This is a genomic window from Thiohalophilus sp., from assembly GCF_034521165.1.
In the GTDB taxonomy this organism is placed as follows: Bacteria; Pseudomonadota; Gammaproteobacteria; order UBA6429; family Thiohalophilaceae; genus Thiohalophilus.
On record NZ_JAXHMV010000002.1, the window covers coordinates 229,786 to 254,498 of the forward strand.

Genomic DNA, 24,713 nt, shown 5'->3' on the forward strand with positions numbered 1-24,713 from the left:
CTATTGAATATTATTACTTTTTCCCGCTGGCTGACACTGGGCGCCTATTTTGCCCTGCTGATCCTGCTGATGCTGTGGCAAACCGTGCTGGCGCCCCCGCAACTGCTGCCGATTTCGCTGGTGCTGCTGTTGCTGGTCGGCCCGCTGTTGTTCCCGTTGCGCGGCCTGCTTCATGGCCGGCCCTACACCCACGCCTGGACCAGTTTTCTGGTGCTGATCTATTTCATACACGGGACGGTGGAAGCCTGGAGCAGTCCGGACGTGCGCCTGTATGCCGGCCTGGAAATCCTGTTCAGCGTGCTTCTTTATACTGGCGCCCTGCTCTATGCGCGCTACCGCGGACGCCAGCTCAGGCTGGAGACTGACGGGTCAGATACGCCCGGACAAAGGGAATCGTAAGCCGGCGCTGGGCGGCCAGCGACGCCTCGTCCAGCCCATCCAGCAGGGCGAACAACGAGTTCATATCCCGCGGGCAGCGGCTCATCAGATAGGCGGCCACCTCATCATCCAGGCTCAGCCCCCGGGCCGCGGCACGCTGTTGCAGCGCCTGACGCTTGGCCGCATCGCCCAGCGGTTGCAACTGAAACACCGGCCCCCAGCCCAGGCGCGAGCGCAGATCGGGCAGCTGGATCCCCAGCGCCGTCGGCGAGCCCGTGGCGGTCACCAGCAATTGATGGCCGGCGGCGGTCAGGCGGTTATAGACATGAAACAGCGCCGTCTCCCAGGCCGGATCGCCGGCCACCGCCTCGAGATCGTCCAGACAGAGCCGATCGAACTGCTCCATGCCTTCCAGCATGGCCGGTTCCAGGCCGGGTTCGGCCAGCGGCAGATAGGCGGCCCGCTGATTCTGCGCCGCCGCCTGATGGCAGACCGCCTGCAGCAGATGCGATTTGCCGGTACCGGCGGCGCCCCACAGATAGATCGAGGGGGCCTCGGCCGTGTGCAGGGCATCCAGTACCCGCTCGTTGCCGACGGGCAGAAAATTCTCGAACGTGGCCGTATCCTGCAGCCGCACGCCTAACGGGAGCTGCCGGATCATGCCGACTCCGAGTCGTCCGTGTAGAGATCGCTTTGCCGGTACTGCTCGTGGGCATAGCGCAACAGCACCATCGCCACCGCCGCCACCGGCAGCGCCAGCAGCACCCCGATAAAGCCGAACAACTGACCACCGGCCAGCACCGCGAAAATCACCGCCACCGGGTGCATGCCGATGCGATCACCCACCAGCAACGGAGTCAGTACGGTTCCCTCCAGCAACTGGCCAATGCCAAAGACGAGGCCGACAAAGACCAGATAGAGCGGATCGTGGAACTGCAACAGGGCGGCGATCAACGCGGCCAGTACGCCGACGATAGTGCCCAGATAGGGTACAAAGCTGATCAGGCCCGCCACCAGACCGATCAGCAGGGCGAAATCCAGCCCGATAATCGACAATCCCACCGAATAGATTAACCCCAGCGCCAGCATCACCAGCAACTGGCCGCGCAGGAAGGCGCCCAGCACCTCATCTGCCTGGCGCGCCAGACGGACGATGATCGCTTCGCTGCGGCGCGGCAGCAGGACGTGCAGCCGCTCGATCACCTTGTCCCAGTCGCGCAGCAGGTAGAAAGTCACCACCACCGCCACCATCAGGTTGGCGATCCAGCCGACCAGCGCCAGTCCCGAGCGGGAAACCTGCGCCAGCATCTCACGGGCCAACCCGCCTGCCTGTTGCCAGTGCTGCTGGACCGCGTTTTTCAGGGTCGCCAGATCCAGGGTCGTCTCGGTCATGCCCAGCCGGGCCGTCAGCCAGGGCAGGCCCTCGGCCTGCAGCCAGTCGATATAGCGGGGCAATTTCTGCACCAGCACCCGAACCTGCTCCTCAATGAGCGGGATCAGCACCAGCAGCAACAACAGCGCCACTATAATGAAGATTATAAATACCAGCACCACCGCCAGGGTGCGCGGCAGTTTCCAGCCCTGCAGCCGATCCACCAGCGGATCGGCCACATAGGCCAGTATCGCCGCGCCGATAAACGGCACCAGCACCGGCCCCAGCAGATAGAGCACCGTTCCGGTCAGGGCGATCGCCCCCAGCACCCACCATCGTTGTTGTACGCTCATGTGCGTCTCCTTGTCGGCCACTGCTGCCAGGCCCGATAACCCCACAGGGCCACGTAGCTGGCCCCGCTCATGACGGTGGTGATGAACACCAGATACATGAGTCCCTTGACCAGCATGGGCAGATCCAGCCAGCCGGCCAGGGACAGAATCACCAGCAGCACCAGCACAATCTGCAAGCCGGTATTGAGCTTGCTGATTAACAGCGGCTGCGCCGTCACGTTGGCGATCAGCCAGCGATACGACAGGGTCCCGAGCACGATGATCACATCCCGGGCGATCACCGTGCCCACCAGCCAGCCCGGCAAGGCGCCGATCCAGCCCAGGGTCAGATACCCGCAGACCATCAGCAGCTTGTCGCCCAGCGGATCGAGAAACCCGCCCAGGCGGGTAATCCAGTGATAGCGTCGGGCCAGATAGCCGTCCAGCCCGTCCGACAGCCCCGCAACCAGAAACAGGATCAATGCCGTGGTATAGGCACCCTGCAACAGGCTCCAGACCACCGGCGCCACCAGCAGGATACGCAGCAGACTGATCAGATTGGGCAGCTGGCGCAGATTCACGGCAGCAGACGGTACTGCAGATCAACCGGGCGGGTTTGCGGCTCCACCGGGGAATCCTGCGCGATGACCTGGCCTGTCATGGGCAGGTTGGATAGCGCCGGCGTCATCGACACGGTTTCGGCCTTCAGGGTATGCCCCAGTGAGACAGCCTGGTTAATGGCGAGGCGTCCGTGGCGCGAACTGAGCATCAGGGTCAGGTTGTTGGCCTCGATCTGTTCGATGCTGACCTCTTTAACCAGCGCCAGATCCTTGAGGTAATTCATAACCCGGTTAAAATCCGCCAGCCCGTTCACATCGCTCACCCGCACGCGCAGTTGCTCATGCTGATCGTTTTGCCCGAGCCGGGCGAACTGTTCCGCCAGGAGATCGGCCAGGCGATTAATGCCGGGGACAATCACTTCCTCCAGCGCCTGCCCGGCCGCATTCCAGTTCTGGCTGCGCCCCTCCTGGTACAGGTTCCAGCGACCGCTCCAGCCCCCCGAGGTCGTTTTGGCCACGCGCCCCACCAGCACCGCTTCGGCATCATAGCGGGCGGAGGCCTGCAGGATATTGTCCTCGAAATTTCCCCACACATCGCTGACGCTGATAACACTGCGATCGGTCAGATCCATGAGCGGGAAACGCAGCGGCAGGCCGCGCAGGCGGGCCTGCTGTTCGATGGCCTGGCGGGCGCGGGTATCCATATCGTTGCTCAGCAGTTCGCGTTCCCGGCGATCGTCGACCACCAGCCAGATGAGGGTCGCCGGTCGGGTCCGGCCCCAGATCGGCAGGCGGTTCTCGCGCAGCAGACGATCCACGGCCTGTTTGTCGAACCGGACCCAGAGCAGTTCGGTCGGCTCCTGCTTCCCGTTCGCCTCCCGGGCCTGATAGCGAAACTGCTGAACATAGCGCGGCGCCTGTTCCAGCAACGGTTCCATATCGGCCATGGTCAGGACCCTGCGCCGGCCGGTGACCCGCACCAGCACCTGTTGCAGCGCCACGCGCAGGGCGACTTCACGCACCTCCCGGTCCTGGGACTCGACCGGCACCTCGGCCTCGTACAGTCCCGGCACCTCTTCCGCCGACAGCGGCGTCGCCACCAGCCATATCAGCCCGGCTAAAAGAATCCCCAGTTGCTTGTCATACTTCATGCGCTTGCCATTCCTCTGACCTGATGCGGTCCCATTGTACCGGTCGAACTGCCGTGGATTCCAAGCCGACGACCGAATTGATAGACTAGGCATATTATGCCTTGAAGCGGCCCCGAAAAGGTGCGCCCTTATTCTCTAATTTCAGGAGACTTTCGTGTCCAATGACCGTGTCCCACCGTCCGGTGGCCTGAGCTACCGTGATGCCGGCGTGGATATCGACGCCGGCAACCAGTTGATCGAGCGGATCAAACCCTATGCCGCCAGCACCCGGCGTCCGGAAGTCATGGGCGGGCTGGGCGGCTTCGGCGCCCTGTTCAAACTGCCACTGGACCGCTACCGTGAGCCGGTGCTGGTCGCGGGCACCGACGGGGTCGGCACCAAGCTCAAACTGGCGATGCAGATGCAACGCCACGATACCATCGGCATCGATCTGGTCGCCATGTGTGTCAATGATCTGATCGTGCAGGGTGCCGAACCGCTGTTCTTTCTCGATTACTACGCCACCGGGCGCCTCAATATCGAGGCCGCCGCCGATGTTATCAAAGGCATCGCCGAAGGTTGTCGCCAGGCCGGTGCGGCATTGAGCGGCGGTGAGACGGCGGAAATGCCCGGCATGTATCAGGGCGACGATTATGATCTGGCCGGGTTCTGTGTCGGGGTGGTGGAAAAAAGCCGCATTATCGACGGCACCCGGGTTGCAGCCGGCGATGTGCTGATCGGTCTGCCCGCCAGCGGTCCCCATTCCAACGGTTATTCGCTGATCCGCAAAATCGTGGAAGTCAGCGGTGCCGAGCTGAATGCCCCGTTTGGCGACACCACCCTGGGCGAGGCGCTGCTGGCCCCCACCCGGATTTACGTCAAACCGTTGCTGGCCCTGTTCGAACAGATTAACGTCCATGCCCTGGCACACATCACCGGCGGCGGCCTGCTCGAGAATCTGCCGCGCGTCATGCCACCCGACACGGTCGCCGTCATCGACCGGCAAAGCTGGCAACGCCCGCCGGTGTTCGACTGGCTGCAGGAACAGGGCAACATCGCCGATGAAGAGATGTTCCGTACCTTCAATAACGGACTGGGGATGGTGCTGATGGTAGCGGCCGACGATGCCGACGCCTGCCTGGGGGTCTTGCAGGAACAGGGCGAAGCCCCGCTGGTCATCGGTCAAATTGAGGCCGCCGGGGGCGAGCCGCGGGTCCGCATTCGCGACATCGCATGAGCGAGTCTGTGACCTCGAACCCGCTGCGCATCGTGGTGTTGATCTCCGGCAGCGGGACCAATCTGCAGGCACTGATCGATCAGATTCATCAGGGTGAGGTCCCGGCGCGCATTGTCGCGGTGATCAGCAACCGGGCCGATGCCTATGGACTCAGGCGCGCTGAACAGGCCGGCATTCCCGCCCGGGTCCTGAGTCATCGCGACTATGCTTCCCGCGAGGCCTACGACACCGCCCTGCAGGCGCAGATCAACGAGTACCGGCCCGACCTGATCGTCCTGGCCGGGTTCATGCGCATATTAAGCGATGAGTTTGTGCGCCATTACCAGGGACGCATGATCAACATTCACCCTTCCCTGCTGCCGCGCTACAAGGGGCTCAATACCCACCAGCGGGCCCTGGAGGCCGGCGATCCCGAGCATGGCTGCAGCGTTCACTTCGTCACCCCGGAGCTGGACGGCGGGCCCATCATCCTGCAGGCCAGCGTGCCGATCGACGCCAGCGATACGCCCGAGAGTCTGGCGCAGAAAGTCCATGTTCAGGAACACCGGATCTACCCGCAGGCGGTCGAATGGATCGCCCGTGGCCGTGTGCGCCTGGAAGACGATAACGTGTTATTCGACGGCCAGCCGATCAGCGAGCAGCAACGCCGGTATCGGGCCAAAAATTAACGCTCCCAAAGAAAAATTGGCTCACAGCGCTATCATAACCCCTGGCGAGAAGATTAAAAATGAACCTGTCGCAACAGCGTTGTCTGACTAATAAGCGGCGCTCTCGCAAAGCCGCGGGCTTGCCAGGAAGCATATTTGACTTCGCGTCCTGGCAAGAGATTAACAACCAACCTGCTTTAGTGGTGAGACCTTGAGCCCCATACTTCGCATCCTGATCCTCAGTCTGCTGGTCGGTTTACCCCTCGCCGCAGACGCCGAACTGTCGGCGCTGGATATCGAGTACCGCGTCAGCAAGGACGGTTTCAACCTGGGCAGTAACCGGCGCCAGCTGCGCCAGACCGGCGATGAAAAATATACCGTGCGGGCCGTCACCGAGGCGGAAGGTATCGTGGCCCTGTTTGTTTCCGACACCGTGCAGGAAACCAGTCGTTTTCGCCTGGTCGACGGCCAGGTTCAGCCGCTGCACTACCGCTATCATAAAAACGGCAAAGAGCCGGAAACCTTCGAAGTCGACTACGATCGCCAGGCACAACTGCTGCGCCACAGCCGGCTTGATGAAACCCCGCCCCTGCAGGAGAACGATCAGGATCTGATAACTTTCCAGCTCGCCATGATGCTTGATTTGCAACAAGGCGTGCGCAAGCTGGAATACCGCATTGCCGATAAAAAACGGATTGAAGAATACACCCTGATCCCGCGCGGCGAAAAAACCTTCGACACAGCCATGGGCAAACTGCACACCGTGGTCATGGAGTATTACGACCAGCAACGCAACCGCACCTACACCTTCTGGTGCGCGAAAGAGCTGGGTTACCTGCCCTATCAGACCCGCCGCCTTGAAGCCGACGGCGATACCATCGAATTAAAATTGCGCCGTTACAACGGCAAGTCTCTTTAGCCCAGCCCTTACGGGCAGTGCCGAGGTACGAGTGACGAGGGCCGAGTAAAAGGTCTTGCGCGGTATCGGGCAACCTCGTACCTCGTCCATCGGCCCTGTATTGGCAGACAGGTAATCGCCACATGTTACCTGCAATGACGAGGGGGCACTCGACGTTCTTAATTGGCCGCGGCCGGGTCATCCAGACAGCCCCGCACAAAATCCCGCCAGCAGCCGAGCCGGTCCACCAGCGCCATGATCTGCCGATCCGACTCGTGGCAGGCGTCCAGCTCGACGGGCGTCAACGCGCCCCGTTCCAGCAGCGCCTGCAGGCGTGCTCGTTCCAGCTCGAGCAGGACACGGCCGCTGTCGGCCGCGCGAATACGCAGGCTCGGGTGTGCGTCACCGAGGCGGGATTCCAGTTGCAGATGCATGCGATCCTCCATAATGATAATAATTCTCATTCGCAATATTACCAGACCCGCCCGGCATTGCAATAGGAATCATTCTCATTTGGAGAAATCCGTCACTCTTCGAGGCGCCCTCAGGCTTTGGGCAGGGTCACCCCGCGCTGGCCCTGGTACTTGCCGCCGCGATCCTTGTAGGAGGTCTCGCACACCTCATCGGATTCGAGGAACAGCATTTGCGCCACGCCCTCGTTGGCGTAGATCTTCGCCGGCAATGGCGTGGTGTTGGAAAACTCCAGCGTGACATGCCCTTCCCAGTCCGGCTCCAGCGGGGTAACGTTGACGATGATGCCGCAACGGGCATAGGTGGACTTGCCCAGGCAGATGGTCAACACACTGCGCGGGATGCGGAAGTATTCCACCGTGCTGGCCAGGGCAAAGGAATTGGGCGGAATGATGCAGACCTCGCCCTTGTAATCGACGAAGCTCTGGTGGTCGAAGTCCTTGGGATCGACGATGGCGGAGTTGATATTGGTGAAGATCTTGAACTCGTCCGAACAGCGCACATCATAGCCGTAACTCGAGGTCCCGTAGGAGACGATCTTCTGACCGTTTACCTCGCGCACCTGGCCCGGTTCAAAGGGCTCGATCATCCCCTCCTGCTCCGCCATGCGCTTGATCCACTTGTCCGCCTTGATACTCATGCTGCCCCACTCCTCAAATACGTGAGGCACATTCTAATAGAAAATGGGCGGGAACGGGTACGCCGATAGGCCCTCTGGACAGGATATTGGCAAGGTACTGCCATTCCACTATTCAGGCACGCGGGAACAAACGCAAAGAACGCAAAGGCGCCAAGGACGCAAAGAATGGGAGTAAGGACGGAATCCAAAATTGAACAAGGCGGGTTGATTGCGAACATCACCAGAAGTGAGGCCGCTGTTGACAGAAAACACTGAACTTTGCGTCCTCCGCGCCTTTGCGTTCTTTGCGTTATTTTCAGTAAATTTTATAAATGGCAGGTAGCGGGCCAGACAGGACAAGCGGGCCGCCGCCCCGAAAACGAAAAAGGGACGACTTACCAGTGAGGCAAAGCCGGGGTGGCTTTGCCTCGTCCCTCGTAACTCGTCCCTCGGCCCTGAGATCGTGATTCAGTTGTTTTGAATCACGATCTTGGGGAAGCTCGCGCTGTAGTCCTTGGCCTTGAGCGCCAGCTTGGCCGCGACCCGGCGAGAGATGTCGCGATAGATTTCCGCGACCCGGCCCTCCGGATCGGCCACTACGGAGGGTTTGCCTTCGTCGGTGGAGCTGCGGATAGACATTTCCAGCGGCAGGGAGCCCAGCAGGTCGACATGATTCTGTTCGGCCATGCGCTGACCACCGCCTTCACCGAAGATATGCTCTTCGTGGCCGCAGTTGGAGCAGATGTGGATGCTCATGTTTTCAATGATCCCCAGCACCGGCACTTCGACCTTCTCGAACATCTTCAGTCCCTTGCGGGCGTCGAGCAGGGCGATGTCCTGCGGCGTGGTGACGATGACCGCGCCGGTGACCGGCACTTTCTGCGCCAGGGTCAGCTGGGTGTCGCCGGTGCCCGGCGGCAGGTCGATGACCAGGTAATCGACCTCATCCCACTGGGTGTCGTTGAGCAGCTGTTCCAGCGCCTGGGTGACCATCGGCCCACGCCAGATCATCGGGGTTTCCTCGTCGATCAGATAACCGATGGACATGGACTGGATGTCATGGCTTTTCATCGGCTGCAGAGTCTTGCCGTCCTCGGACTCGGGCTGACCGGTTACGCCCAGCATACGCGGCATGCTGGGGCCGTAGATGTCCGCGTCCAGGATACCCACCCTGGCACCTTCGACCGACAGGGCCAGGGCCAGGTTGACCGCCGTGGTGGATTTGCCCACGCCGCCCTTGCCGGAGGCCACGGCGATGATGTTCTTGACGCCCTTGAGGGGCTCAACGCCTTTTTGCACGCTGTGGGAAACGATCTTCCAGCTGATGTTGAACTCGGCGCTGCTGACGCCGTCGACCGCTTCAACCTTTTCCTTGAGCTGGGCGGCCAGTTTGTCCCTGTAGCCGGCCGCGGGATAACCGAGCACGATGTCGACGCTCACCTTGTCGCCGTCAATCTGGATGTCCTTGACCGCCTTGGCACTGACCAGGTCCTTTTCCATGTTCGGATCGGTAACCTGTTTCAGTGCTTCTTCAATCTGTGTCTGGGAGACGTCTGCCATCTCGTTTCTCCTGATAGTTTATGTGGCTGAATAACCGAGTAAAATACTCGGGAGGAGTATGGTACACAAATTCGGGGCGGAGTGCGAATTTGGCCTCAAATCCCTCTTAACTGCAAGGGAAATGATTTGTAACTGGTCGCAAACGCCCATTCCTGCTAGGGTATGCGGCTTTTGCAAGCCTACGATTTCGGCGATCAGAGACCATGCCCACACCGCGTCACATCCTTGTTACCAGCGCCCTGCCCTATGCCAACGGCTCGATCCATCTCGGTCATCTGGTGGAATATATCCAGACCGATATCTGGGTCCGCTTTCAGAAAATGCAAGGTCATCACTGCATCTACGTCTGTGCCGACGACGCCCACGGCACCCCGATCATGCTGCGTGCCCAGAGCGAAGGGATCGAGCCCGAGGCGCTGATCGCGCGCACGCATGACGAACACACCGCCGATTTCGCGGCCTTCGACATCGGCTTCGACAACTATCACTCGACCCACTCGGACGAAAATCGCGAGCTGGCGTCCCTGATATACAATCGATTGCGCGATGCCGGCCATATCCACACCCGGGTGATCAAGCAGGCCTTCGACCCCGAAAAGCAGATGTTCCTGCCGGACCGTTTCATCAAGGGGGAATGTCCCCGCTGCGGGGCGGCGGATCAGTACGGCGACAGCTGCGAGGCGTGCGGTGCGACCTATACCCCGACCGAACTGAAAAATCCGGTCTCCGCCCTGTCCGGCGCCACGCCCATAGAAAAGGAATCGGAACACTACTTTTTCGCGCTGGGCGATTTCGAGGCCATGCTGCGCGACTGGACCCGGGGCGATCACGTCCAGCCGGTGATCGCCAACAAGCTGCATGAGTGGTTCGACGCCGGGCTGCAGGACTGGGACATCTCCCGCGATGCGCCCTACTTCGGTTTCGAGATCCCCGACGCCCCCGGCAAATATTTCTATGTCTGGCTGGATGCGCCCATCGGTTACATGGCCAGTTTCAAAAACCTGTGCGACAAACGGGATAATCTCGATTTCGATCGTTACTGGGACAGGGAGAGCGATTGCGAGGTGTACCATTTCATCGGCAAGGACATCGCCTACTTTCATACCCTGTTCTGGCCCGCCATGCTGCACGGTGCCGGCTTTCGCACCCCCAGCGCGGTCTACTGCCACGGCTTTTTGACCGTCAACGGCCAGAAGATGTCCAAGTCGCGCGGCACCTTCATTCAGGCGCGCACCTATTTAAAACATCTCAATCCCGAATACCTGCGTTATTACTTCGCCGCCAAGCTGGGCAGCGGCATCGAGGACATCGATCTGAGTCTGGAGGACTTCCAGCAACGGGTGAACAGCGATCTGGTCGGCAAGGTGGTCAACATCGCCAGCCGTTGCGCCGGTTTCATTCACAAGCGCTTCGAAGGCCGGCTGTCCGCTACCTGCAGCGAGTCCGAACTGTATCAACAGTTTGTCGAGGCGCGTGAATCGATCGCCGAGCTGTATGAGAACCGCGAATTCGGTCATGCCATGCGCGAGATTATGGCGCTGGCGGATCAGGCCAACCAGTATATCGATATGGAAAAACCCTGGGTCATCGCCAAACAGGCGGGCAGTGACGACGCCTTGCAAAACATTTGCAGCGTCGGCCTCAACCTGTTCCGCGTGCTGGTCACCTACCTCAAGCCGGTGCTGCCCAAGCTGGCCGCGGGGGCCGAGGCGTTTCTCAATATCGAGGCCCTGCACTGGGAGGACGTGGCCACGCCACTGACCGGCCAGCGCATCAACAAATTCAAACCGCTGATGACCCGGATTGAAAAGGAGCACATCGACGCCATGATCGATGAATCGAAACAGGATCTGCAACAGACCGCGCCCGCCGCACCAAAACCGGCCGCCAACATCGAACCGATCGCCGAGCCGATCGAGTTCGACGATTTCGCCAAAATCGATCTGCGCATCGCCCGTATCGTCAGGGCCGAGCACGTGGAAGGCGCCGACAAACTGCTGCAACTGACGCTGGATATCGGCGACGGCACCCGCAACGTTTTCGCGGGTATCAAGTCAGCCTATCAACCGGCCGATCTCGAGGGCAAGCTGACCGTGATGGTCGCCAACCTCAAACCGCGCAAAATGCGCTTCGGCGCCTCCGAAGGCATGGTCCTGGCCGCCGGACCCGGCGGTCGGGACCTGTGGATTCTCGAGCCGCATACGGGGGCGCAGCCGGGGATGCGCGTGAAATAACAGGGACGAGGGACGAGGAAAACCTCAGTTCCTCATCGAAGCATGCACATAACCTGCAAGGACTTTGATCGACCTCAAAGCGAGTTGAAGCACGCTATGCTTAAAATTCTCATCCTGACGGAGTACGCTTATACCTCGTCACTCGTCCCTCGGCCCTCGTCACTGTGATGTTATGATGGAATATGCCCTGATTCTTGTCAGTACCGTCCTGGTCAACAACTTCGTCCTGGTGAAGTTTCTGGGGCTGTGTCCGTTCATGGGAGTCTCGCGCAAGCTGGAGACGGCCACGGGCATGGCGCTGGCCACCACGTTTGTGTTGACGCTCTCCTCCATCTCCAGTTATCTGGTCAACGAATACCTGCTGATGCCGCTGGGGCTGGAATATCTGCGCACCATCGCCTTTATCCTGGTCATCGCGGTGGTGGTGCAGTTCACCGAGATGCTGGTGCACAAGACCAGTCCGCTGCTCTACCAGGTACTGGGGATCTTTTTGCCGTTGATCACCACCAACTGCGCCGTGCTGGGTGTCGCGCTGCTCAATGTAAAGACCGAGCATGGCTTTATCGAATCGGCCCTGTACGGTTTTGGCGCCGCACTCGGTTTCTCGATGGTATTGATCCTGTTCGCCGCCATGCGCGAACGTCTGGCCGTGGCCGATGTGCCGACGATCTTCCGCGGTCCCTCCATTGCACTGATCACCGCCGGGCTGATGTCGATGGCCTTTATGGGTTTTGCCGGACTGGTCAGGGGATAAACCACCGCCATGTTTGAAGCCATTATCGTTCTCGCCTTGCTTGCCGTCATCTTCGGCCTGTTGCTGGGCTTTGCCTCGGTACGCTTCAAGGTGGAAGGCGATCCGGTGGTGGATCAGATCGATGCCATCTTGCCGCAGACCCAGTGCGGCCAGTGCGGTTTTGCCGGCTGCCGCCCTTACGCCGAAGCCATGGCCAAAGGTGAGGCCGATATCAATCAGTGCCCGCCCGGTGGCGAGGCGGTGATCCAGCAACTGGCCGATCTGCTGGGCGTCGATCCCAAGCCCTTGAACGAGGAACATGGCGAACACGGCGAGAAAACCGTCGTCTACATCGATGAGAACGAATGCATCGGCTGTACGCTCTGTATCCAGGCCTGCCCGGTGGATGCCATCGTCGGCGCCGCCAAGCAGATGCACACGGTGATCGAATCCGAGTGCACCGGTTGCGATCTCTGCATCGAACCCTGTCCGGTGGATTGCATTCACATCAAGCCGCTGGAAGAGACCCCGCAAACCTGGAAATGGCCGGCGCCACCGTTGCCGCTGGAAAAACCCCCACACGAGGCCAGCTCCTCATGAAGCGCCGGCTGTGGCATTTTCACGGCGGCTTGCGCCTGCCCGGCCACAAGGCCGAATCCATGCAGGAGCCGGTGCATAGCGCCAGCATCCCGCCGCGCTTGATCGTCCCCTTGCAGCAACATATTGGCGAGCCGGCCGAGCCGGAAGTCGAAGTCGGCCAGCGGGTCCTGAAAGGCCAGCGTCTGGCCCACGCCACCGAATACGTGAGTGTCCCGGTGCATGCCCCGACCTCCGGCACGGTCCGGGCCATCGAGGAACACCCGATCCCCCATCCCTCGGGCTTGCAGGCGCCCTGTATCGTGATCGACAGCGACGGCGAGGACGCGTGGACCGAGCTGACACCCCGCCCCGATTATGCCGGGCTGGAACCGAGCGCCCTGCGCAATGTGATTCGCGAGGCCGGGATTGTCGGTCTGGGTGGCGCCGGCTTTCCCGCCTTTATCAAACTCAATGCCGGTCCCGGCAATGTCGTCGATACGCTGATTCTCAATGGCGCCGAATGTGAGCCCTATATCACCTGCGATGCGATCCTGATGCAGGAACAACCGCGGCGCATTATCGATGGCCTGTTGATCATGCGCCATGCGGTCCAGGCCAGACACTGCATCATCGCCCTGGAGGACAACAAGCCCCGGGCCTATGAAAGCCTGCGCGAGGCCCTCAGTGACGAGGAAAAAACCTTTATCGAACTGGTGCAGGTCCCGACCATTTACCCCACCGGGGGCGAAAAACAGCTGATCAAGGTGCTCACCGGCAAGGAAGTACCCAGTCATGGCCTGCCGCTGGATATCCACGTGGTCTGTCACAATGTCGGCACCGCCGCGGCCGTGGCGGATGCCATCCATCGTGGCCAGCCGCTGATTTCCCGTTATGTCACCGTCACCGGCGAAGCGATCGGCCAACCTTCCAATCTGGATGTATTGATCGGCACGCCCTTCTCCGCCCTGCTCGAACAATGTGGCTGGCGCGACGATCAGGATCATGAGCTGATCATGGGCGGTCCGTTAATGGGCTTCAATGTCGCCTCGCCCGATGTCCCGGTCATCAAAACGACTAACTGTATTCTTTCCTGGCCGAGTTCCGCAGAACAACATACCCCCATGCCCTGTATCCGTTGTGGTGAATGCGCGCGCGTCTGCCCGGCGCAACTGTTGCCGCAACAGCTTTACTGGTATGCGCGGGCGAAAAATTTCGACCGGGTGCAGGATTTCAATCTGTTCGACTGTATCGAATGCGGCTGCTGCGCCTATGTGTGTCCCAGTCATATTCCGCTGGTGCAGTATTACCGCTTTGCCAAGACGGAAATCTGGGCCCAGGAACGGGAAAAGCGCAAAGCCGACCTGGCCCGCGAACGGCATGAGTTTCGCCAGGAACGTCTCGAACGCAAGAAACGTGAGGACGAGGAACGCAAGCAGCGCAAAAAAGAAATGCTCAAAAAAAGCCAGGGCGACAAAAGCGAAAGTGACGATAACAAAAAAGCCACCATTGAAGCGGCCAAGGCGCGCGCCAGGGCACGCCGGGCGGAGTCGTCAAAAGCGGACACCCCCGCGGACGATGCGACCGCCCCGAACAATGACAAGGAAGAATCATGAACCTGTCGTTACATAGCTCGCCGCATCTACAAAGCGGTAACCAGGTCAACCGGATGATGCTGGCGGTGATCTATGCGCTGATCCCCGGCGTGCTGGCGTATATGCACTTTTTCGGCCCGGGCGTCATTATCAATATCACGCTGGCGGTCGTCACGGCGCTGGCCGCCGAGGCGCTGATGCTGCGCCTGCGCAAGCGGCCGATCAAGCCGTTCTTGATGGATGGCAGCGCGGTGGTGACCGGGATTCTGCTTGGCGTGGCCCTGCCCTCACTGACACCCTGGTGGTTGCCTGTTCTGGGTGCCGGCTTTGCCCTGATCATTGCCAAACATTTATACGGCGGGCTGGGCTACAACCCTTTCAACCCGGCCATGGTTGGCTATGCCATGTTGCTGATCGCTTTCCCGCGCGAGATGACCCTGTGGCTGACGCCCGAAGTGCATGACATCACGTTGCTCGACACGCTGCGTTATACCTTCCTGGAACAGCTCCCCGCCGGGCAAAACCTGGATGCCCTGACCGCCGCCACGCCCCTGGATGCCATCAAAACCGCGTTGTCACAGAATCTGACCCTGACCGAAATTCATAACAGCAGTACCGAGCTGTTCGGCATGTTCTCCGGCCATGGCTGGGAGTGGATCAATCTGCTGTTCATGCTGGGCGGGCTGGTGCTGATTTACATGCGCGTCATCAGCTGGCATATCCCGCTGGCCATGCTGGCGACCCTTTTTCTGGTCTCCGGCCTGTTTCATCTGAACGATCCCGACGCTTTTACTTCGCCGCTGTTCCATCTGTTCGGTGGCGCCACCATGCTCGGTGCGTTTTTCATCGCCACCGATCCGGTCACGGCGGCGACCACCAACCGTGGCCGGATCATCTACGGCATCGGGATCGGCCTGTTGCTGTATATCATCCGCACCTGGGGCGGTTATCCCGATGCCGTCGCCTTTGCCGTGCTGCTGATGAACATGGCGGTTCCCACGATTGATTACTATACCCGGCCGCCGGTCTTTGGTGAGGGGCAGTCATGATGCGGGCACTGATCAAACACATGACGATCAGCGCGGTCCTGCTGGGCGGTTTTGCCGTGATCGGTGCCGGGCTGGTCGCCTGGATCCAGCAACAGACTGCGCCCACGATCAAGGCGAACGAACAGGCCGCCCTGTTACGTAACCTCCACAGCCTGGTTCCGCCAGAGACGCATGACAACAAATTGACCCGGGATACCATCCAGGTCCGCGATGAAACCCTGCTGGGCACCCCCGAACCGGTAACGGTCTACCGGGCACGCCAGAACGGAGAGCCGGTCACGGCGATTCTCAACGTCATCGCCCCCGACGGCTATAGCGGCCGCATCAACCTGCTGGTCGCCATTCGCTATAATGGGGAACTGGCCGGGGTGCGGGTCATCAATCATAGCGAGACGCCGGGACTGGGCGATGCCATCGACGCCGACCGCTCCGACTGGATTCACAGCTTCAGCGGCAAATCCCTGGACAATCCCGGCCCGGCCGGCTGGAAGGTCAAAAAAGACGGCGGCCAGTTCGATCAGTTCACCGGCGCGACAGTCACCCCGCGCGCCGTTGTCAAAGCGGTGCATAACGCGCTTAAATATTACGACAAACATCGCGAACAACTGTTTCGCCCAACCGACAACCCGACGACGGACGACCCGGCATGACAACGAATCCCTACAGCACCCTGATCCGCGACGGCCTGTGGACCAACAACGTGGCATTTGTCCAGCTACTGGGCCTGTGTCCGTTGCTGGCGGTCACCAACACCATGATCAACGGCCTGGGCCTGGGACTGGCCACCATTTTGACGCTGGTCGTGTCGAATACCACCGTCTCGCTGATTCGCCGCTGGGTGCGCCCCGAAATCCGGGTACCGGTGTTTGTCATGATCATCGCCTCGGTGGTCACCGTGATTGAACTGAGCATGAATGCCTGGTTTCACGAGCTGTACAAAATCCTGGGGATCTTCATTCCGCTGATCGTCACCAACTGCTCAATTCTGGCGCGTGCCGAAAGCTTCGCCTCGAAAAATCCGGTCCCGCAGGCCTTCACCGACGGCCTGTTCATGGGACTCGGCTTCACCGCCGTGCTGGTCACCCTCGGCGCCATGCGTGAAATCCTGGGCTTCGGCACCCTGCTGCGCCAGGCCGAACTGATGTTCGGCCAGGGCGCCGAGTGGATGACTCTGGTCCTGTTCGAAGACTACCGCGGCTACCTGCTGGCCATCCTCCCCCCCGGCGCCTTTATCGGTCTTGGATTGCTGATCGCCGTCAAAAACCTGATCGACCAGCGCCGCGCCGAAAGCCGCAAAGCAGCCATCGCTACAGAACAACCCGCCAGTGCCGCCACTTAATGGGCAGGAGGCAAGCGAATGACTTTCTCCTTTCAACGTACTGGAAATTACGCCAAGAACGCCAAGGCGCAGAGAACGCAAAGGAACTGAATTTATTTTTACCATATCTTCTATTTGATTAGGCAATTTCAAAATCAATGAGCCTTGGCAACATAAATACATTAATAATAACTTTGCGTTCTTGGCGACTTTGCGACCTTTGCACCCACACAACGGGCATAAACGTTTTTTACAGCAGCCTTTAAAAAAGAATAAAAAATGAACCCCGAGAAGCGACGTGAGATTTTCAAGCGGCTGAAAAAAGCAAATCCGCACCCCACTACCGAGCTGAACTACCGCACGCCGTTTGAACTATTGATTGCGGTGATTCTCTCGGCGCAGGCCACGGACAAGGGGGTTAACAAGGCCACCAGAGAGTTGTTCAAGGTCGCCCGAAGCCCGAAAAAGATCCTGGAGCTCGGCGAATCCGGGCTGAAGGAACACATCAAGAGCATCGGGCTGTTCAACAGCAAGGCCAAAAATATCATCAAGACCTGCCAGATCCTGGTCGAGCAGCACGCTGGCAAGGTCCCCGAGGATCGGGCCGCGCTGGAGGCCTTGCCCGGGGTCGGGCGCAAGACCGCCAACGTGATTCTCAATACGGCCTTCGGCCACCCCACTATCGCCGTGGACACCCATATCTTCCGGGTCAGTAATCGCACCGGCCTGGCGCCGGGCAAGACCGTGCTGGAGGTGGAGAAAAAACTGCTCAAGATGGTCCCCGAGGAATACAAAAAAGACGCCCATCACTGGCTCATCCTGCACGGGCGCTACATCTGCGTGGCCCGTACACCGCGCTGCGGGGCCTGTGTCATCGAGGACCTGTGCGAGTACAAAGACAAGACCGCCGACTGATTCCTTTTTTTATGACTGGTGGAATAAACGCCAAGAACGCAAAGACGCCAAGGGCGCTAAGAAAATAAGTATTTACAGACCGTCTCGAGCGCAAATCAATTCAGGTAGTACTCAACGTTGAACCGGAAAAATAAAATAATTTAACTCTCTTTGCGTTCTCTGCGTCTTCGCGTTCTTGGCGTTATTCCCAGCAGCCGGTGAGCAAGCCCCGGCAAAGATAGAATATTAGCAGAAACTTATATAGAGGCCCGGACCAGGAACCATTGGGTCCTGACAGGGTCACAATTCAGGAATGGCGTGGTTTTTTTATATCATTTCTGTTGTAAGGTTGAGCGCGATACCACGACTAAATAACTAACCAACAATGACACACATGGAGAATGCAGATTATGTCTAACCGTAAATCATCGAAAACCCTGACGCTTGCCCTGGGTACGGCCTTTGCCGCCAGCATGGCCGCCAGCAACGTCGCCACAGCGGCCGAAGCCGGCAGCAACCCCTTCGCCATGAGCGAGCTGTCCAGCGGCTATATGCAGCTGGCCGACAGCCATATGGAAGGCAAATGTGGTGAAGGCAAGTGCGGCGGCGACAAGGACAAAGCCAAGAAAGAAGGCAAGTGTGGCGAAGGTAAATGCGGCGGCGACAAGGACAAAGCCAAGAAAGAAGGCAAGTGCGGCGAAGGTAAATGCGGCGGCGACAAGGCCAAAGCCAAGAAGGAAGGCAAGTGCGGCGAAGGTAAATGCGGCGGCAGCAAGTAAGCGGCCAAAGGAACTGACATGAACACGACAAGCTATCCTGTTCATGGCGCCGGACTGGGTCTGCGGCGGTCCATTATGGAACCGCTCGCGGACCCGTTTCCTTCGCAGGTCGATTTCATGGAAATCGCCCCGGAAAACTGGATCGGCGTCGGCGGCAGTTACGGCCGCAAGTTACGCGCGTTTACCGAACGCTATCCCTTTGTGACCCACGGCCTGTCCCTGTCGCTGGGCAGTCCCGCACCGCTGGACGAGGCCTTTTTACAACGCCTCAAACGGTTTCTCAAACAACACAATATTCGCATTTACACCGAACATCTGAGCTATTGTAGCGACGATGGACATCTTTATGATCTGATGCCGATTCCGTTTACCGAGGAAGCCGTGCATCATGTTGCCGGGCGTATCCGCCGCGTGCAGGATATCCTGGAGCAGCCGATCGCCGTGGAGAATGTCTCTTACTATGCCGCCCCGGGCAAACAGATGGAAGAAATCGAATTCATCAATGCGGTGCTCGAAGAAGCCGACTGCCGGCTGTTGCTGGATGTGAATAATATTTACGTCAACAGCGTCAATCACCGCTATGACGCGGAACAATTCCTGCGTGCACTCCCTGCCGAACGTATCAGCTATATCCATGTTGCCGGGCACTACAATGAAGCCGAGGATCTGATCGTCGACACCCATGGCGCCCCGGTGATCGATCCGGTCTGGGAGTTGTTGAAAAAGACCTATCAGCATTTTGGCGTAATCCCGACCATGCTGGAGCGGGATTTTAACCTGCCGCCGATCGAGGAACTGCTGGACGAGGTTGACACCATCAGCGCCCTGCAACAGCAGGCCCGGCCGCAACAGGCGTTGCATGAGCAATCGAACTGAGATGACGGATTTTCAACAACAGCAATATCGCTTTGCGGCGCACATCCGCGATCCGCAGGCCAGCCCGGCCCCGGCCGATGTCGAGGATCGGCGCATGGCCATTTACCGGGAGCTGTTTTACAACAATGTCGAAGGCTTCATGGCCGACAGTTTCCCCGTCCTGCGCCAGCTACTGAATGATGAAAAATGGCATCGGCTGATTCGCCACTATTTTGCCAGTCACAGGGCCACCACCCCGCTGTTTCCGGAAATGCCCCGGGAGTTCCTGCATTACCTGGAGCACGAACGGACCGCCGAAGCTGACGACCCGCCGTTCATGTTCGAGCTTGCCCATTACGAGTGGGTCGAGCTGGCACTGAGCCTCTCCGATCAGGAGCCGGACTGGCCCCGAATCGATACCCAGGGCGATCTGCTCAAAGGCCGGCCGCAGCTTTCCCCCCTGGCCTGGCCGCTCAGCTATCACTACCCTGTCCATCTGATTGGCCCCGATTTTCGTCCCGACCAGCCCTCCGAGCAGCCGACCTGGTTGCTGGTCTACCGCGATGCGCGCGATGAGATCACCTTCATGGAACTCAACCCGGTCACCGCCCGGCTGTTGCAGCTGATCGACAACAGCGAACATGCCACCGGCGAGGCGATGCTCGAGCAGATTGCCGCGGAACTCAATCACCCCGATCCCGCGGTGGTCATCGAGGGCGGGCAGCAAATTCTGAACGATCTGCACCAGCGCGGTGTCATACCCGGTATCCGGTTACCCGGTCATTCACCGGCCAGCTAACCGTTTTTCTTTCCAGATCTCCTCCTGTGGTCTGCAGCCGGCCAATGTTGGGCCGGCTTTTCTTTTTGTCCGGACGCCGGTCACGCTTTGGGTGCTATAACTCACTGACATTAATGGTATAATACGGTCTGAATACGCCGCTCGGCGCACCCGTAAGTCTGGCGCGACTGTACCTGCCCGGCCGGCTGTAATACACTGCAACGGCCCCCGAAGAGGGGGTTGGGCCGCTATCTGGTACCAGAATCCGTTTCGGACACCGCATCCACCACCATGTCGGCCGTAAGCTGACAGTTGAACGACGTTTACTATGAAAATTTCCGCCTCGATTTATTCCAACAAGCACAAGACACTGAAGGACATCGTTACCGATCTGGACGCGCACGGGACGGACTTATTTCATATCGACTGCAACGACGACCCTTCGGTTTTCGAGGACATTGCCCGGATCCGGCAACTGAGCCGTACGCCCATCGATCTGCACATCATTACCCCGACACCCGGCAAATATTACGATCTGATTGCAAAACACGAGATCCACGCCGTTTGTTTCCAGTATGAAAATCTTCAGGAACCCCTCGCGATACCGGAAACGATTAGTGCCCGAACCGGCCTGGCCATCAGTTCCAGCACCGATATTGATGCCTTTGCACCCTACGCGGAACAACTTGATTTCGTACTGATCATGGCCACCACGCCGGGCAAGAGCGGCGGCACTTTCGACAAACACAATTTCCGCAAGATACGCCAGTTCCGCCAGCGGTTTCCACAAACCCGGATTCACGTCGATGGCGGGGTGAATCACGAAGTCTCATTCATCCTGCGCAACATGGGCGTGTATGCCGCCGTTTCAGGTTCTTACCTGATGAACAGCGACTCCATCGGCGCAGCGATGCTGAATCTCAAGACCCATGACATCGGCTCGCACTATCTGGTCGGGGATTTCATGCGCCAGCTGGATGAGACGCCACTATTGCGCCCCGATGAATTGAGTGTGCGCAATATCCTGCAATCTATTGAGGACAACAAGCTCGGATTTACCCTGGTGGCCGACGAGAGTGATGTATTGCTCGGCATGATCACCAATGCCGATGTGCGCAAAGGGCTACTGAAACACATCGACAATCTCAATGCCCTGGAAGTCGCGGACATGATCAACCCGTCGCCCGCTGCCGCGCGCGAGGATTTTACCGTGCAGGAACTGCTGGCCTATATTCAGGAGCAGACGTTCCCCGTCAATTATTTACCCGTCGTCAATAGCAAGCATGAGGTGACCGGTTCAGTCACATTCATGAATCTCGTTAAAGGTGAAGTATGATTATCCATTTCGACAAAAATACCGACCAGAAAACACTCGACAAGATCGGCTGGGAACTGGACGCGTTTCATATCAAAAAGCCCGACTATCATGTGATGGTCACCCCCTCGGCCCTGCAGGAAGTGCCGAAAGAATATCAAAGTATGGTCGTGGAAAGCTTTGTCTTCCCCAACGACATGCAGTTATCCAGCGCCGAATACCTGCCGGAAAAACGCCGGATTGACATCGGCGATATCAGCATCGGCGGCAACACCCGCAACACCATGATCATCGGCGGCCCCTGCTCGGTGGAATCTGAAGAGCAGATCACCTCTTCGGCCAAACTGATGAAGGAACTGGGCATTTCCACCCTGCGCGCCGGCTGTTACAAGCCGCGTACCTCGCCCTATAGCTTCCAGGGCCTGGGGGACGAGGGACTGCGCCTGCTGGACAAGATGCGCGGCGAATACGGTCTGAACATCATTACCGAAGTGCGCGATTCCACCCATGTAGACGAAGTGATCGAAACCACCGATATCGTCCAGATCGGCGCCAAGGCCATGTACGACCAGGGGATCCTGCGCACCTGTGGCCGCAGCAACAAGCCGATCCTGATCAAGCGCGGTTTCGGCACCACGCTGCAGGAATTCGTGCAGGCGGCCGAGTTTGTGCTCTCCGGCGGCAATGATAACGTCATTCTCTGCGAGCGCGGTATCCGCACCTTTGAAACCAAGACCCGTTTCACGCTGGATCTGTGCGGCGTAGCCTATCTGAAGGAATACACCAACCTGCCGATCATCGTCGATCCCAGTCATGCCATGGGCTATCGCTACGGCGTACCGGATCTGGCCCGCGCCGCCACTGCCATGGGCGTCGATGGCCTGCTGATTGAAGTGCATCCCGATCCGTCCGTCGCCAAGTCCGATGCCTCGCAACAGCTGGATCACGATGCCTTCCGGCAGCTGATCGGTACCCTGCGCCCCATCGCCGACGCCATCGGCTATCATATTGTCTGAGCCTGTGGCGATTCGCGCTGATATCAAACTGCTGGCCCTGGATATCGACGGGGTCATGACCGACGGCGGTATGTATTACACCGAAGGGGGTGAAGAAGTTAAACGCTTCGATACCAAGGACGGACGCGGTATTATTCACCTGCAGCGCGAGGGCGTGCCGGTGGCGGTTTTGAGTTCCGGCTTCAAAAGCACGATCATCGCTGAGCGCTGTAAGACGCTGGGGATTGAAAAGTTTTATGTGGGTACCGAGCCGAAACTGGATATTCTCAGGCAGTTTTGCGCCGAATTGAACATTGAACTGGCCCAGGTCGCCTATATCGGCGACGACATCAACGATCGCGATATTATCCATGCCGTCGGCTTCAGCGCCTGCCCCGCCGACGCGGTTGGTTCAATCAAAAAGATCGTCGATGTCGTGCTGGAGAAAAACGGTGGCTATGGCTGTATTCGTGAGTTTATCGACGAGCAGCTGGGCTATCACTTTTAAACAACAAAACAACGGTATGCCTCTGCCCTTTACCACGCCCCCGTCCAGCCTGTGCATTTTGCGCCTCTCCGCCATCGGCGATATCTGTCATACCCTGCCGGTGGTGCGCACCATCCAGCAAGCCTGGCCGCAAACCCGGCTGACCTGGATCATCGGCAAGACCGAACATGCCCTGTTGCAGGGTATCCCCGATATCGAGTTTATTGTGTTCGACAAGGCTCGCGGCCTTGCCGCCTACCGCGAGGTACGTCGGCAACTGAACGGCCGCCGTTTCGACGCCCTGCTGCACATGCAAGTCGCCCTGCGGGCCAGCCTGTTGAGTCGCCTGGTCAGCGCCCCGATCCGGCTGGGTTTCGATCGCGCCCGGGCCCGGGATCTGCAGTGGCTGTTTAGCAACCACCGGATCGCAGCCAGAGCGCATCAGCATGTCATGGACGGGCTGTTCGGTTTCAGTGAAGCCCTGGGTATCGCGGACAGGCAACTGCGCTGGAATATTCCGATCCCGGCGACCGATCGCCAGACAGCCGCTCAACTCGCCGACCCGGCCCGGCCGTATCTGGTCATCAGCCCCAGCGCCAGCAGTGCCTATCGCAACTGGCATGTGGCCGGTTATGCCCGGGTGGCCGGGTATGCTGTCGAACAACACGGCTTGCCGGTCTATCTTACCGGCGGCAACAGCGCCAGCGAACAAGCGCTGGCCGCTGCCATCGAAGCGAAGGCAGACAATCCCAATATCACCAATCTGGTCGGCAAAACCTCGTTAAAACAGTTACTGGCGATTCTGAAACATGCCACGGCCCTGATCACACCGGATTCGGGACCGGCCCACATGGCCACCACGGTGAATACCCCGGTCATCGGCCTGTATGCCTGTGCCAACCCCGACCGCACCGGCCCCTATTTGAGCCAACAATGGACGATCAACCATTACCCCGACGCCGTACAGGACAAGTACCACAAGCCGGTGTCGGAATTACCCTGGGGGATCCGGGTGCGCGACCCCGGCACCATGGACCTGATCACGGTCGAGGAAGTAGAATCGACGCTGGACCGATTACTCGACGCGCATAAAAACAACACTTCCGATAAAGATAACAACGCATGAGCTTTCATATCGTCATTCCCGCCCGCTACGCCTCCAGTCGTCTGCCCGGCAAACCGCTGCGCGAGATTGCCGGCAAGCCGATGATCGCCCACGTCATCGATAACGCCCTGCAAAGCGATGCCGAGCGGATTATCGTGGCCACCGACGACGAGCGTATTCTCGAGGCGACGGCGGACTTTCCGGTTGAAAGTTGTCTGACCTCGGAGCGCCACAATTCCGGTACCGAACGCATTCATGAAGTCATCGAGAAATTCAATCTGGCTGATGAGACCATCATCGTCAATATGCAGGGGGACGAGCCGCTGATGCCCGGTGCCTGCCTGAATCAGGTGGGACATGCCCTGGCCCGGGACAGCCAGGCCGAAATGGCCACGCTCAGTACGCCGGCGGAGAGTGTCGAGGAACTGTTCGACTGGAATGTGATCAAGCTGGTCCGCGACCACGAGGATAATGCCCTCTACTTCAGCCGCGCCCCGATCCCCTGGGATCGCGAGGCGTTTCGCGAATCAACGCCAACGCTGAATGACTTCGGTCATTTTCACCGGCATATCGGTCTGTATGCCTACCGCGCGGGATTCGTCAAACAATACATCGCCTGGGGCAGCTGCGCGCTGGAACGGATAGAATCCCTGGAGCAGTTACGGGTGCTGTATCACGGGCGCCGGATCAAGGTCGTCACCGCCGAACAGATACCCGGGCCGGGCGTCAATACGGAAGAGGAATTGCAGCGGGTTGCATCCATACTGTCGGGTCAACAGCCGGCCTGAGCCGGTTA

The 24,713-nt window shown here is 59.2% G+C and carries 27 protein-coding genes; 20 read left to right on the forward strand and 7 right to left on the reverse strand.

Annotation, left to right across the window (positions count from 1 at the left end):
- Positions 1-3 precede the first annotated feature (3 nt).
- Positions 4-399, forward strand: a complete 396-nt coding sequence (locus tag U5K34_RS02860) for a DUF2069 domain-containing protein (RefSeq protein WP_322567011.1) — start codon at positions 4-6, stop codon at positions 397-399.
- Here the strand turns inward: U5K34_RS02860 and hda are convergent.
- The 4 genes from hda to U5K34_RS02880 are packed head-to-tail and all read right to left on the reverse strand — an operon-like array spanning position 350 to position 3,793.
- A complete protein-coding gene (gene hda, locus U5K34_RS02865) occupies positions 350-1,039 on the reverse strand; it encodes a DnaA regulatory inactivator Hda (RefSeq protein ID WP_322567012.1) in 690 nt (229 codons plus the stop codon). The genes U5K34_RS02860 and hda overlap by 50 nt on opposite strands.
- On the reverse strand, positions 1,036-2,103 hold the full coding sequence (locus tag U5K34_RS02870) for an AI-2E family transporter (RefSeq protein WP_322567013.1): 1,068 nt from the start codon (positions 2,101-2,103) through the stop codon (positions 1,036-1,038). Before U5K34_RS02870 ends, hda begins: the two co-directional genes overlap by 4 nt.
- Complete coding sequence (locus U5K34_RS02875) at positions 2,100-2,663, reverse strand: CDP-alcohol phosphatidyltransferase family protein (protein ID WP_322567014.1); 564 nt, start codon at positions 2,661-2,663, stop codon at positions 2,100-2,102. Before U5K34_RS02875 ends, U5K34_RS02870 begins: the two co-directional genes overlap by 4 nt.
- Positions 2,660-3,793: a DUF2066 domain-containing protein gene (locus U5K34_RS02880; protein ID WP_322567015.1), complete on the reverse strand. Its 1,134-nt coding sequence runs from the start codon at positions 3,791-3,793 to the stop codon at positions 2,660-2,662. The genes U5K34_RS02875 and U5K34_RS02880 overlap by 4 nt, the downstream gene beginning before the upstream one ends.
- Positions 3,794-3,947: 154 nt before the next feature.
- Here U5K34_RS02880 and purM point away from each other — a divergent pair, with 154 nt between their 5' ends.
- The 3 genes from purM (at position 3,948) to U5K34_RS02895 (ending at position 6,575) form a co-directional block, all read left to right on the forward strand.
- Positions 3,948-5,009 (forward strand): phosphoribosylformylglycinamidine cyclo-ligase, encoded by a 1,062-nt coding sequence (purM, locus tag U5K34_RS02885; RefSeq protein WP_322567016.1) that lies wholly within the window; start codon positions 3,948-3,950, stop codon positions 5,007-5,009.
- The gene (purN, locus tag U5K34_RS02890; protein WP_322567017.1) at positions 5,006-5,677 is read left to right on the forward strand and encodes a phosphoribosylglycinamide formyltransferase; all 672 of its coding nucleotides are present in this window, start codon (positions 5,006-5,008) and stop codon (positions 5,675-5,677) included. Before purM ends, purN begins: the two co-directional genes overlap by 4 nt.
- A 190-nt stretch (positions 5,678-5,867) precedes the next feature.
- Complete coding sequence (locus U5K34_RS02895; protein WP_322567018.1) at positions 5,868-6,575, forward strand: DUF3108 domain-containing protein; 708 nt, start codon at positions 5,868-5,870, stop codon at positions 6,573-6,575.
- A 158-nt stretch (positions 6,576-6,733) separates the two neighbouring features.
- Here U5K34_RS02895 and U5K34_RS02900 read toward each other — a convergent pair whose 3' ends face one another.
- The 3 genes from U5K34_RS02900 to apbC all read right to left on the reverse strand — a co-directional run bounded on the left by U5K34_RS02900 (position 6,734) and on the right by apbC (position 9,204).
- Positions 6,734-7,018 (reverse strand): hypothetical protein, encoded by a 285-nt coding sequence (locus U5K34_RS02900; RefSeq protein WP_322567019.1) that lies wholly within the window; start codon positions 7,016-7,018, stop codon positions 6,734-6,736.
- A gap of 80 nt (positions 7,019-7,098) precedes the next feature.
- Positions 7,099-7,665 carry a dCTP deaminase gene (dcd, locus tag U5K34_RS02905; RefSeq protein ID WP_322567020.1) on the reverse strand — a complete coding sequence of 189 codons (567 nt, stop codon included), beginning with the start codon at positions 7,663-7,665 and terminating at the stop codon, positions 7,099-7,101.
- A gap of 447 nt (positions 7,666-8,112) precedes the next feature.
- Positions 8,113-9,204, reverse strand: a complete 1,092-nt coding sequence (gene apbC / locus U5K34_RS02910; protein WP_322567021.1) for an iron-sulfur cluster carrier protein ApbC — start codon at positions 9,202-9,204, stop codon at positions 8,113-8,115.
- A gap of 203 nt (positions 9,205-9,407) precedes the next feature.
- Between apbC and metG the strand changes: the two genes are divergently transcribed.
- From metG to kdsB, 16 genes are all read left to right on the forward strand, one after another.
- The gene (gene metG, locus U5K34_RS02915; RefSeq protein WP_322567022.1) at positions 9,408-11,438 is read left to right on the forward strand and encodes a methionine--tRNA ligase; all 2,031 of its coding nucleotides are present in this window, start codon (positions 9,408-9,410) and stop codon (positions 11,436-11,438) included.
- A gap of 172 nt (positions 11,439-11,610) precedes the next feature.
- Positions 11,611-12,192, forward strand: coding sequence for an electron transport complex subunit RsxA (rsxA, locus tag U5K34_RS02920; protein WP_322567023.1), 582 nt, complete (start codon positions 11,611-11,613; stop codon positions 12,190-12,192).
- A 9-nt stretch (positions 12,193-12,201) separates the two neighbouring features.
- Entirely contained in the window at positions 12,202-12,771 is a 570-nt protein-coding gene (gene rsxB, locus U5K34_RS02925; RefSeq protein WP_322567024.1) for an electron transport complex subunit RsxB, read from the forward strand.
- Positions 12,768-14,363 carry an electron transport complex subunit RsxC gene (rsxC, locus tag U5K34_RS02930; RefSeq protein WP_322567025.1) on the forward strand — a complete coding sequence of 532 codons (1,596 nt, stop codon included), beginning with the start codon at positions 12,768-12,770 and terminating at the stop codon, positions 14,361-14,363. Before rsxB ends, rsxC begins: the two co-directional genes overlap by 4 nt.
- Entirely contained in the window at positions 14,360-15,391 is a 1,032-nt protein-coding gene (rsxD, locus tag U5K34_RS02935) for an electron transport complex subunit RsxD (protein WP_322567026.1), read from the forward strand. The genes rsxC and rsxD overlap by 4 nt, the downstream gene beginning before the upstream one ends.
- Positions 15,388-16,041, forward strand: coding sequence for an electron transport complex subunit RsxG (rsxG, locus tag U5K34_RS02940; RefSeq protein ID WP_322567027.1), 654 nt, complete (start codon positions 15,388-15,390; stop codon positions 16,039-16,041). Before rsxD ends, rsxG begins: the two co-directional genes overlap by 4 nt.
- The gene (locus tag U5K34_RS02945) at positions 16,038-16,730 is read left to right on the forward strand and encodes an electron transport complex subunit E (protein ID WP_322567028.1); all 693 of its coding nucleotides are present in this window, start codon (positions 16,038-16,040) and stop codon (positions 16,728-16,730) included. The genes rsxG and U5K34_RS02945 overlap by 4 nt, the downstream gene beginning before the upstream one ends.
- A 258-nt stretch (positions 16,731-16,988) precedes the next feature.
- Positions 16,989-17,624 (forward strand): endonuclease III, encoded by a 636-nt coding sequence (nth, locus tag U5K34_RS02950; protein WP_322567029.1) that lies wholly within the window; start codon positions 16,989-16,991, stop codon positions 17,622-17,624.
- Between the two features lie 389 nt (positions 17,625-18,013).
- On the forward strand, positions 18,014-18,382 hold the full coding sequence (locus U5K34_RS02955) for a hypothetical protein (RefSeq protein WP_322567030.1): 369 nt from the start codon (positions 18,014-18,016) through the stop codon (positions 18,380-18,382).
- An 18-nt stretch (positions 18,383-18,400) separates the two neighbouring features.
- Entirely contained in the window at positions 18,401-19,258 is an 858-nt protein-coding gene (locus U5K34_RS02960; RefSeq protein WP_322567031.1) for a DUF692 domain-containing protein, read from the forward strand.
- A complete protein-coding gene (locus U5K34_RS02965; RefSeq protein ID WP_322567032.1) occupies positions 19,242-20,036 on the forward strand; it encodes a DNA-binding domain-containing protein in 795 nt (264 codons plus the stop codon). The genes U5K34_RS02960 and U5K34_RS02965 overlap by 17 nt, the downstream gene beginning before the upstream one ends.
- 307 nt (positions 20,037-20,343) lie before the next feature.
- A complete protein-coding gene (locus U5K34_RS02970) occupies positions 20,344-21,351 on the forward strand; it encodes a CBS domain-containing protein (protein ID WP_322567033.1) in 1,008 nt (335 codons plus the stop codon).
- The gene (gene aroF, locus U5K34_RS02975) at positions 21,348-22,346 is read left to right on the forward strand and encodes a 3-deoxy-7-phosphoheptulonate synthase (protein WP_322567034.1); all 999 of its coding nucleotides are present in this window, start codon (positions 21,348-21,350) and stop codon (positions 22,344-22,346) included. Before U5K34_RS02970 ends, aroF begins: the two co-directional genes overlap by 4 nt.
- A complete protein-coding gene (locus U5K34_RS02980) occupies positions 22,339-22,833 on the forward strand; it encodes an HAD-IIIA family hydrolase (protein WP_322567035.1) in 495 nt (164 codons plus the stop codon). Before aroF ends, U5K34_RS02980 begins: the two co-directional genes overlap by 8 nt.
- A gap of 16 nt (positions 22,834-22,849) precedes the next feature.
- Positions 22,850-23,938, forward strand: a complete 1,089-nt coding sequence (locus U5K34_RS02985) for a glycosyltransferase family 9 protein (RefSeq protein WP_322567036.1) — start codon at positions 22,850-22,852, stop codon at positions 23,936-23,938.
- Positions 23,935-24,705 carry a 3-deoxy-manno-octulosonate cytidylyltransferase gene (kdsB, locus tag U5K34_RS02990; RefSeq protein WP_322567037.1) on the forward strand — a complete coding sequence of 257 codons (771 nt, stop codon included), beginning with the start codon at positions 23,935-23,937 and terminating at the stop codon, positions 24,703-24,705. The genes U5K34_RS02985 and kdsB overlap by 4 nt, the downstream gene beginning before the upstream one ends.
- Positions 24,706-24,713 lie beyond the last annotated feature (8 nt).

Excerpts from the sequence above, each read along its gene's own strand:
- U5K34_RS02965 (WP_322567032.1), top strand. The coding sequence starts at position 19,242 with ATGAGCAATCGAACTGAGATGACGGATTTTCAACAACAGCAATATCGC.
- hda (WP_322567012.1), bottom strand. The coding sequence starts at position 1,039 with ATGATCCGGCAGCTCCCGTTAGGCGTGCGGCTGCAGGATACGGCCACG.
- aroF (WP_322567034.1), top strand. The coding sequence starts at position 21,348 with ATGATTATCCATTTCGACAAAAATACCGACCAGAAAACACTCGACAAG.
- dcd (WP_322567020.1), bottom strand. The coding sequence starts at position 7,665 with ATGAGTATCAAGGCGGACAAGTGGATCAAGCGCATGGCGGAGCAGGAG.
- U5K34_RS02900 (WP_322567019.1), bottom strand. The coding sequence starts at position 7,018 with ATGAGAATTATTATCATTATGGAGGATCGCATGCATCTGCAACTGGAA.
- U5K34_RS02870 (WP_322567013.1), bottom strand. The coding sequence starts at position 2,103 with ATGAGCGTACAACAACGATGGTGGGTGCTGGGGGCGATCGCCCTGACC.
- purN (WP_322567017.1), top strand. The coding sequence starts at position 5,006 with ATGAGCGAGTCTGTGACCTCGAACCCGCTGCGCATCGTGGTGTTGATC.
- nth (WP_322567029.1), top strand. The coding sequence starts at position 16,989 with ATGAACCCCGAGAAGCGACGTGAGATTTTCAAGCGGCTGAAAAAAGCA.
- rsxG (WP_322567027.1), top strand. The coding sequence starts at position 15,388 with ATGATGCGGGCACTGATCAAACACATGACGATCAGCGCGGTCCTGCTG.
- metG (WP_322567022.1), top strand. The coding sequence starts at position 9,408 with ATGCCCACACCGCGTCACATCCTTGTTACCAGCGCCCTGCCCTATGCC.
- U5K34_RS02960 (WP_322567031.1), top strand. The coding sequence starts at position 18,401 with ATGAACACGACAAGCTATCCTGTTCATGGCGCCGGACTGGGTCTGCGG.
- kdsB (WP_322567037.1), top strand. The coding sequence starts at position 23,935 with ATGAGCTTTCATATCGTCATTCCCGCCCGCTACGCCTCCAGTCGTCTG.
- U5K34_RS02970 (WP_322567033.1), top strand. The coding sequence starts at position 20,344 with ATGAAAATTTCCGCCTCGATTTATTCCAACAAGCACAAGACACTGAAG.
- U5K34_RS02945 (WP_322567028.1), top strand. The coding sequence starts at position 16,038 with ATGACAACGAATCCCTACAGCACCCTGATCCGCGACGGCCTGTGGACC.
- U5K34_RS02955 (WP_322567030.1), top strand. The coding sequence starts at position 18,014 with ATGTCTAACCGTAAATCATCGAAAACCCTGACGCTTGCCCTGGGTACG.
- rsxA (WP_322567023.1), top strand. The coding sequence starts at position 11,611 with ATGATGGAATATGCCCTGATTCTTGTCAGTACCGTCCTGGTCAACAAC.
- rsxD (WP_322567026.1), top strand. The coding sequence starts at position 14,360 with ATGAACCTGTCGTTACATAGCTCGCCGCATCTACAAAGCGGTAACCAG.
- apbC (WP_322567021.1), bottom strand. The coding sequence starts at position 9,204 with ATGGCAGACGTCTCCCAGACACAGATTGAAGAAGCACTGAAACAGGTT.
- rsxC (WP_322567025.1), top strand. The coding sequence starts at position 12,768 with ATGAAGCGCCGGCTGTGGCATTTTCACGGCGGCTTGCGCCTGCCCGGC.
- rsxB (WP_322567024.1), top strand. The coding sequence starts at position 12,202 with ATGTTTGAAGCCATTATCGTTCTCGCCTTGCTTGCCGTCATCTTCGGC.
- U5K34_RS02880 (WP_322567015.1), bottom strand. The coding sequence starts at position 3,793 with ATGAAGTATGACAAGCAACTGGGGATTCTTTTAGCCGGGCTGATATGG.
- U5K34_RS02985 (WP_322567036.1), top strand. The coding sequence starts at position 22,850 with ATGCCTCTGCCCTTTACCACGCCCCCGTCCAGCCTGTGCATTTTGCGC.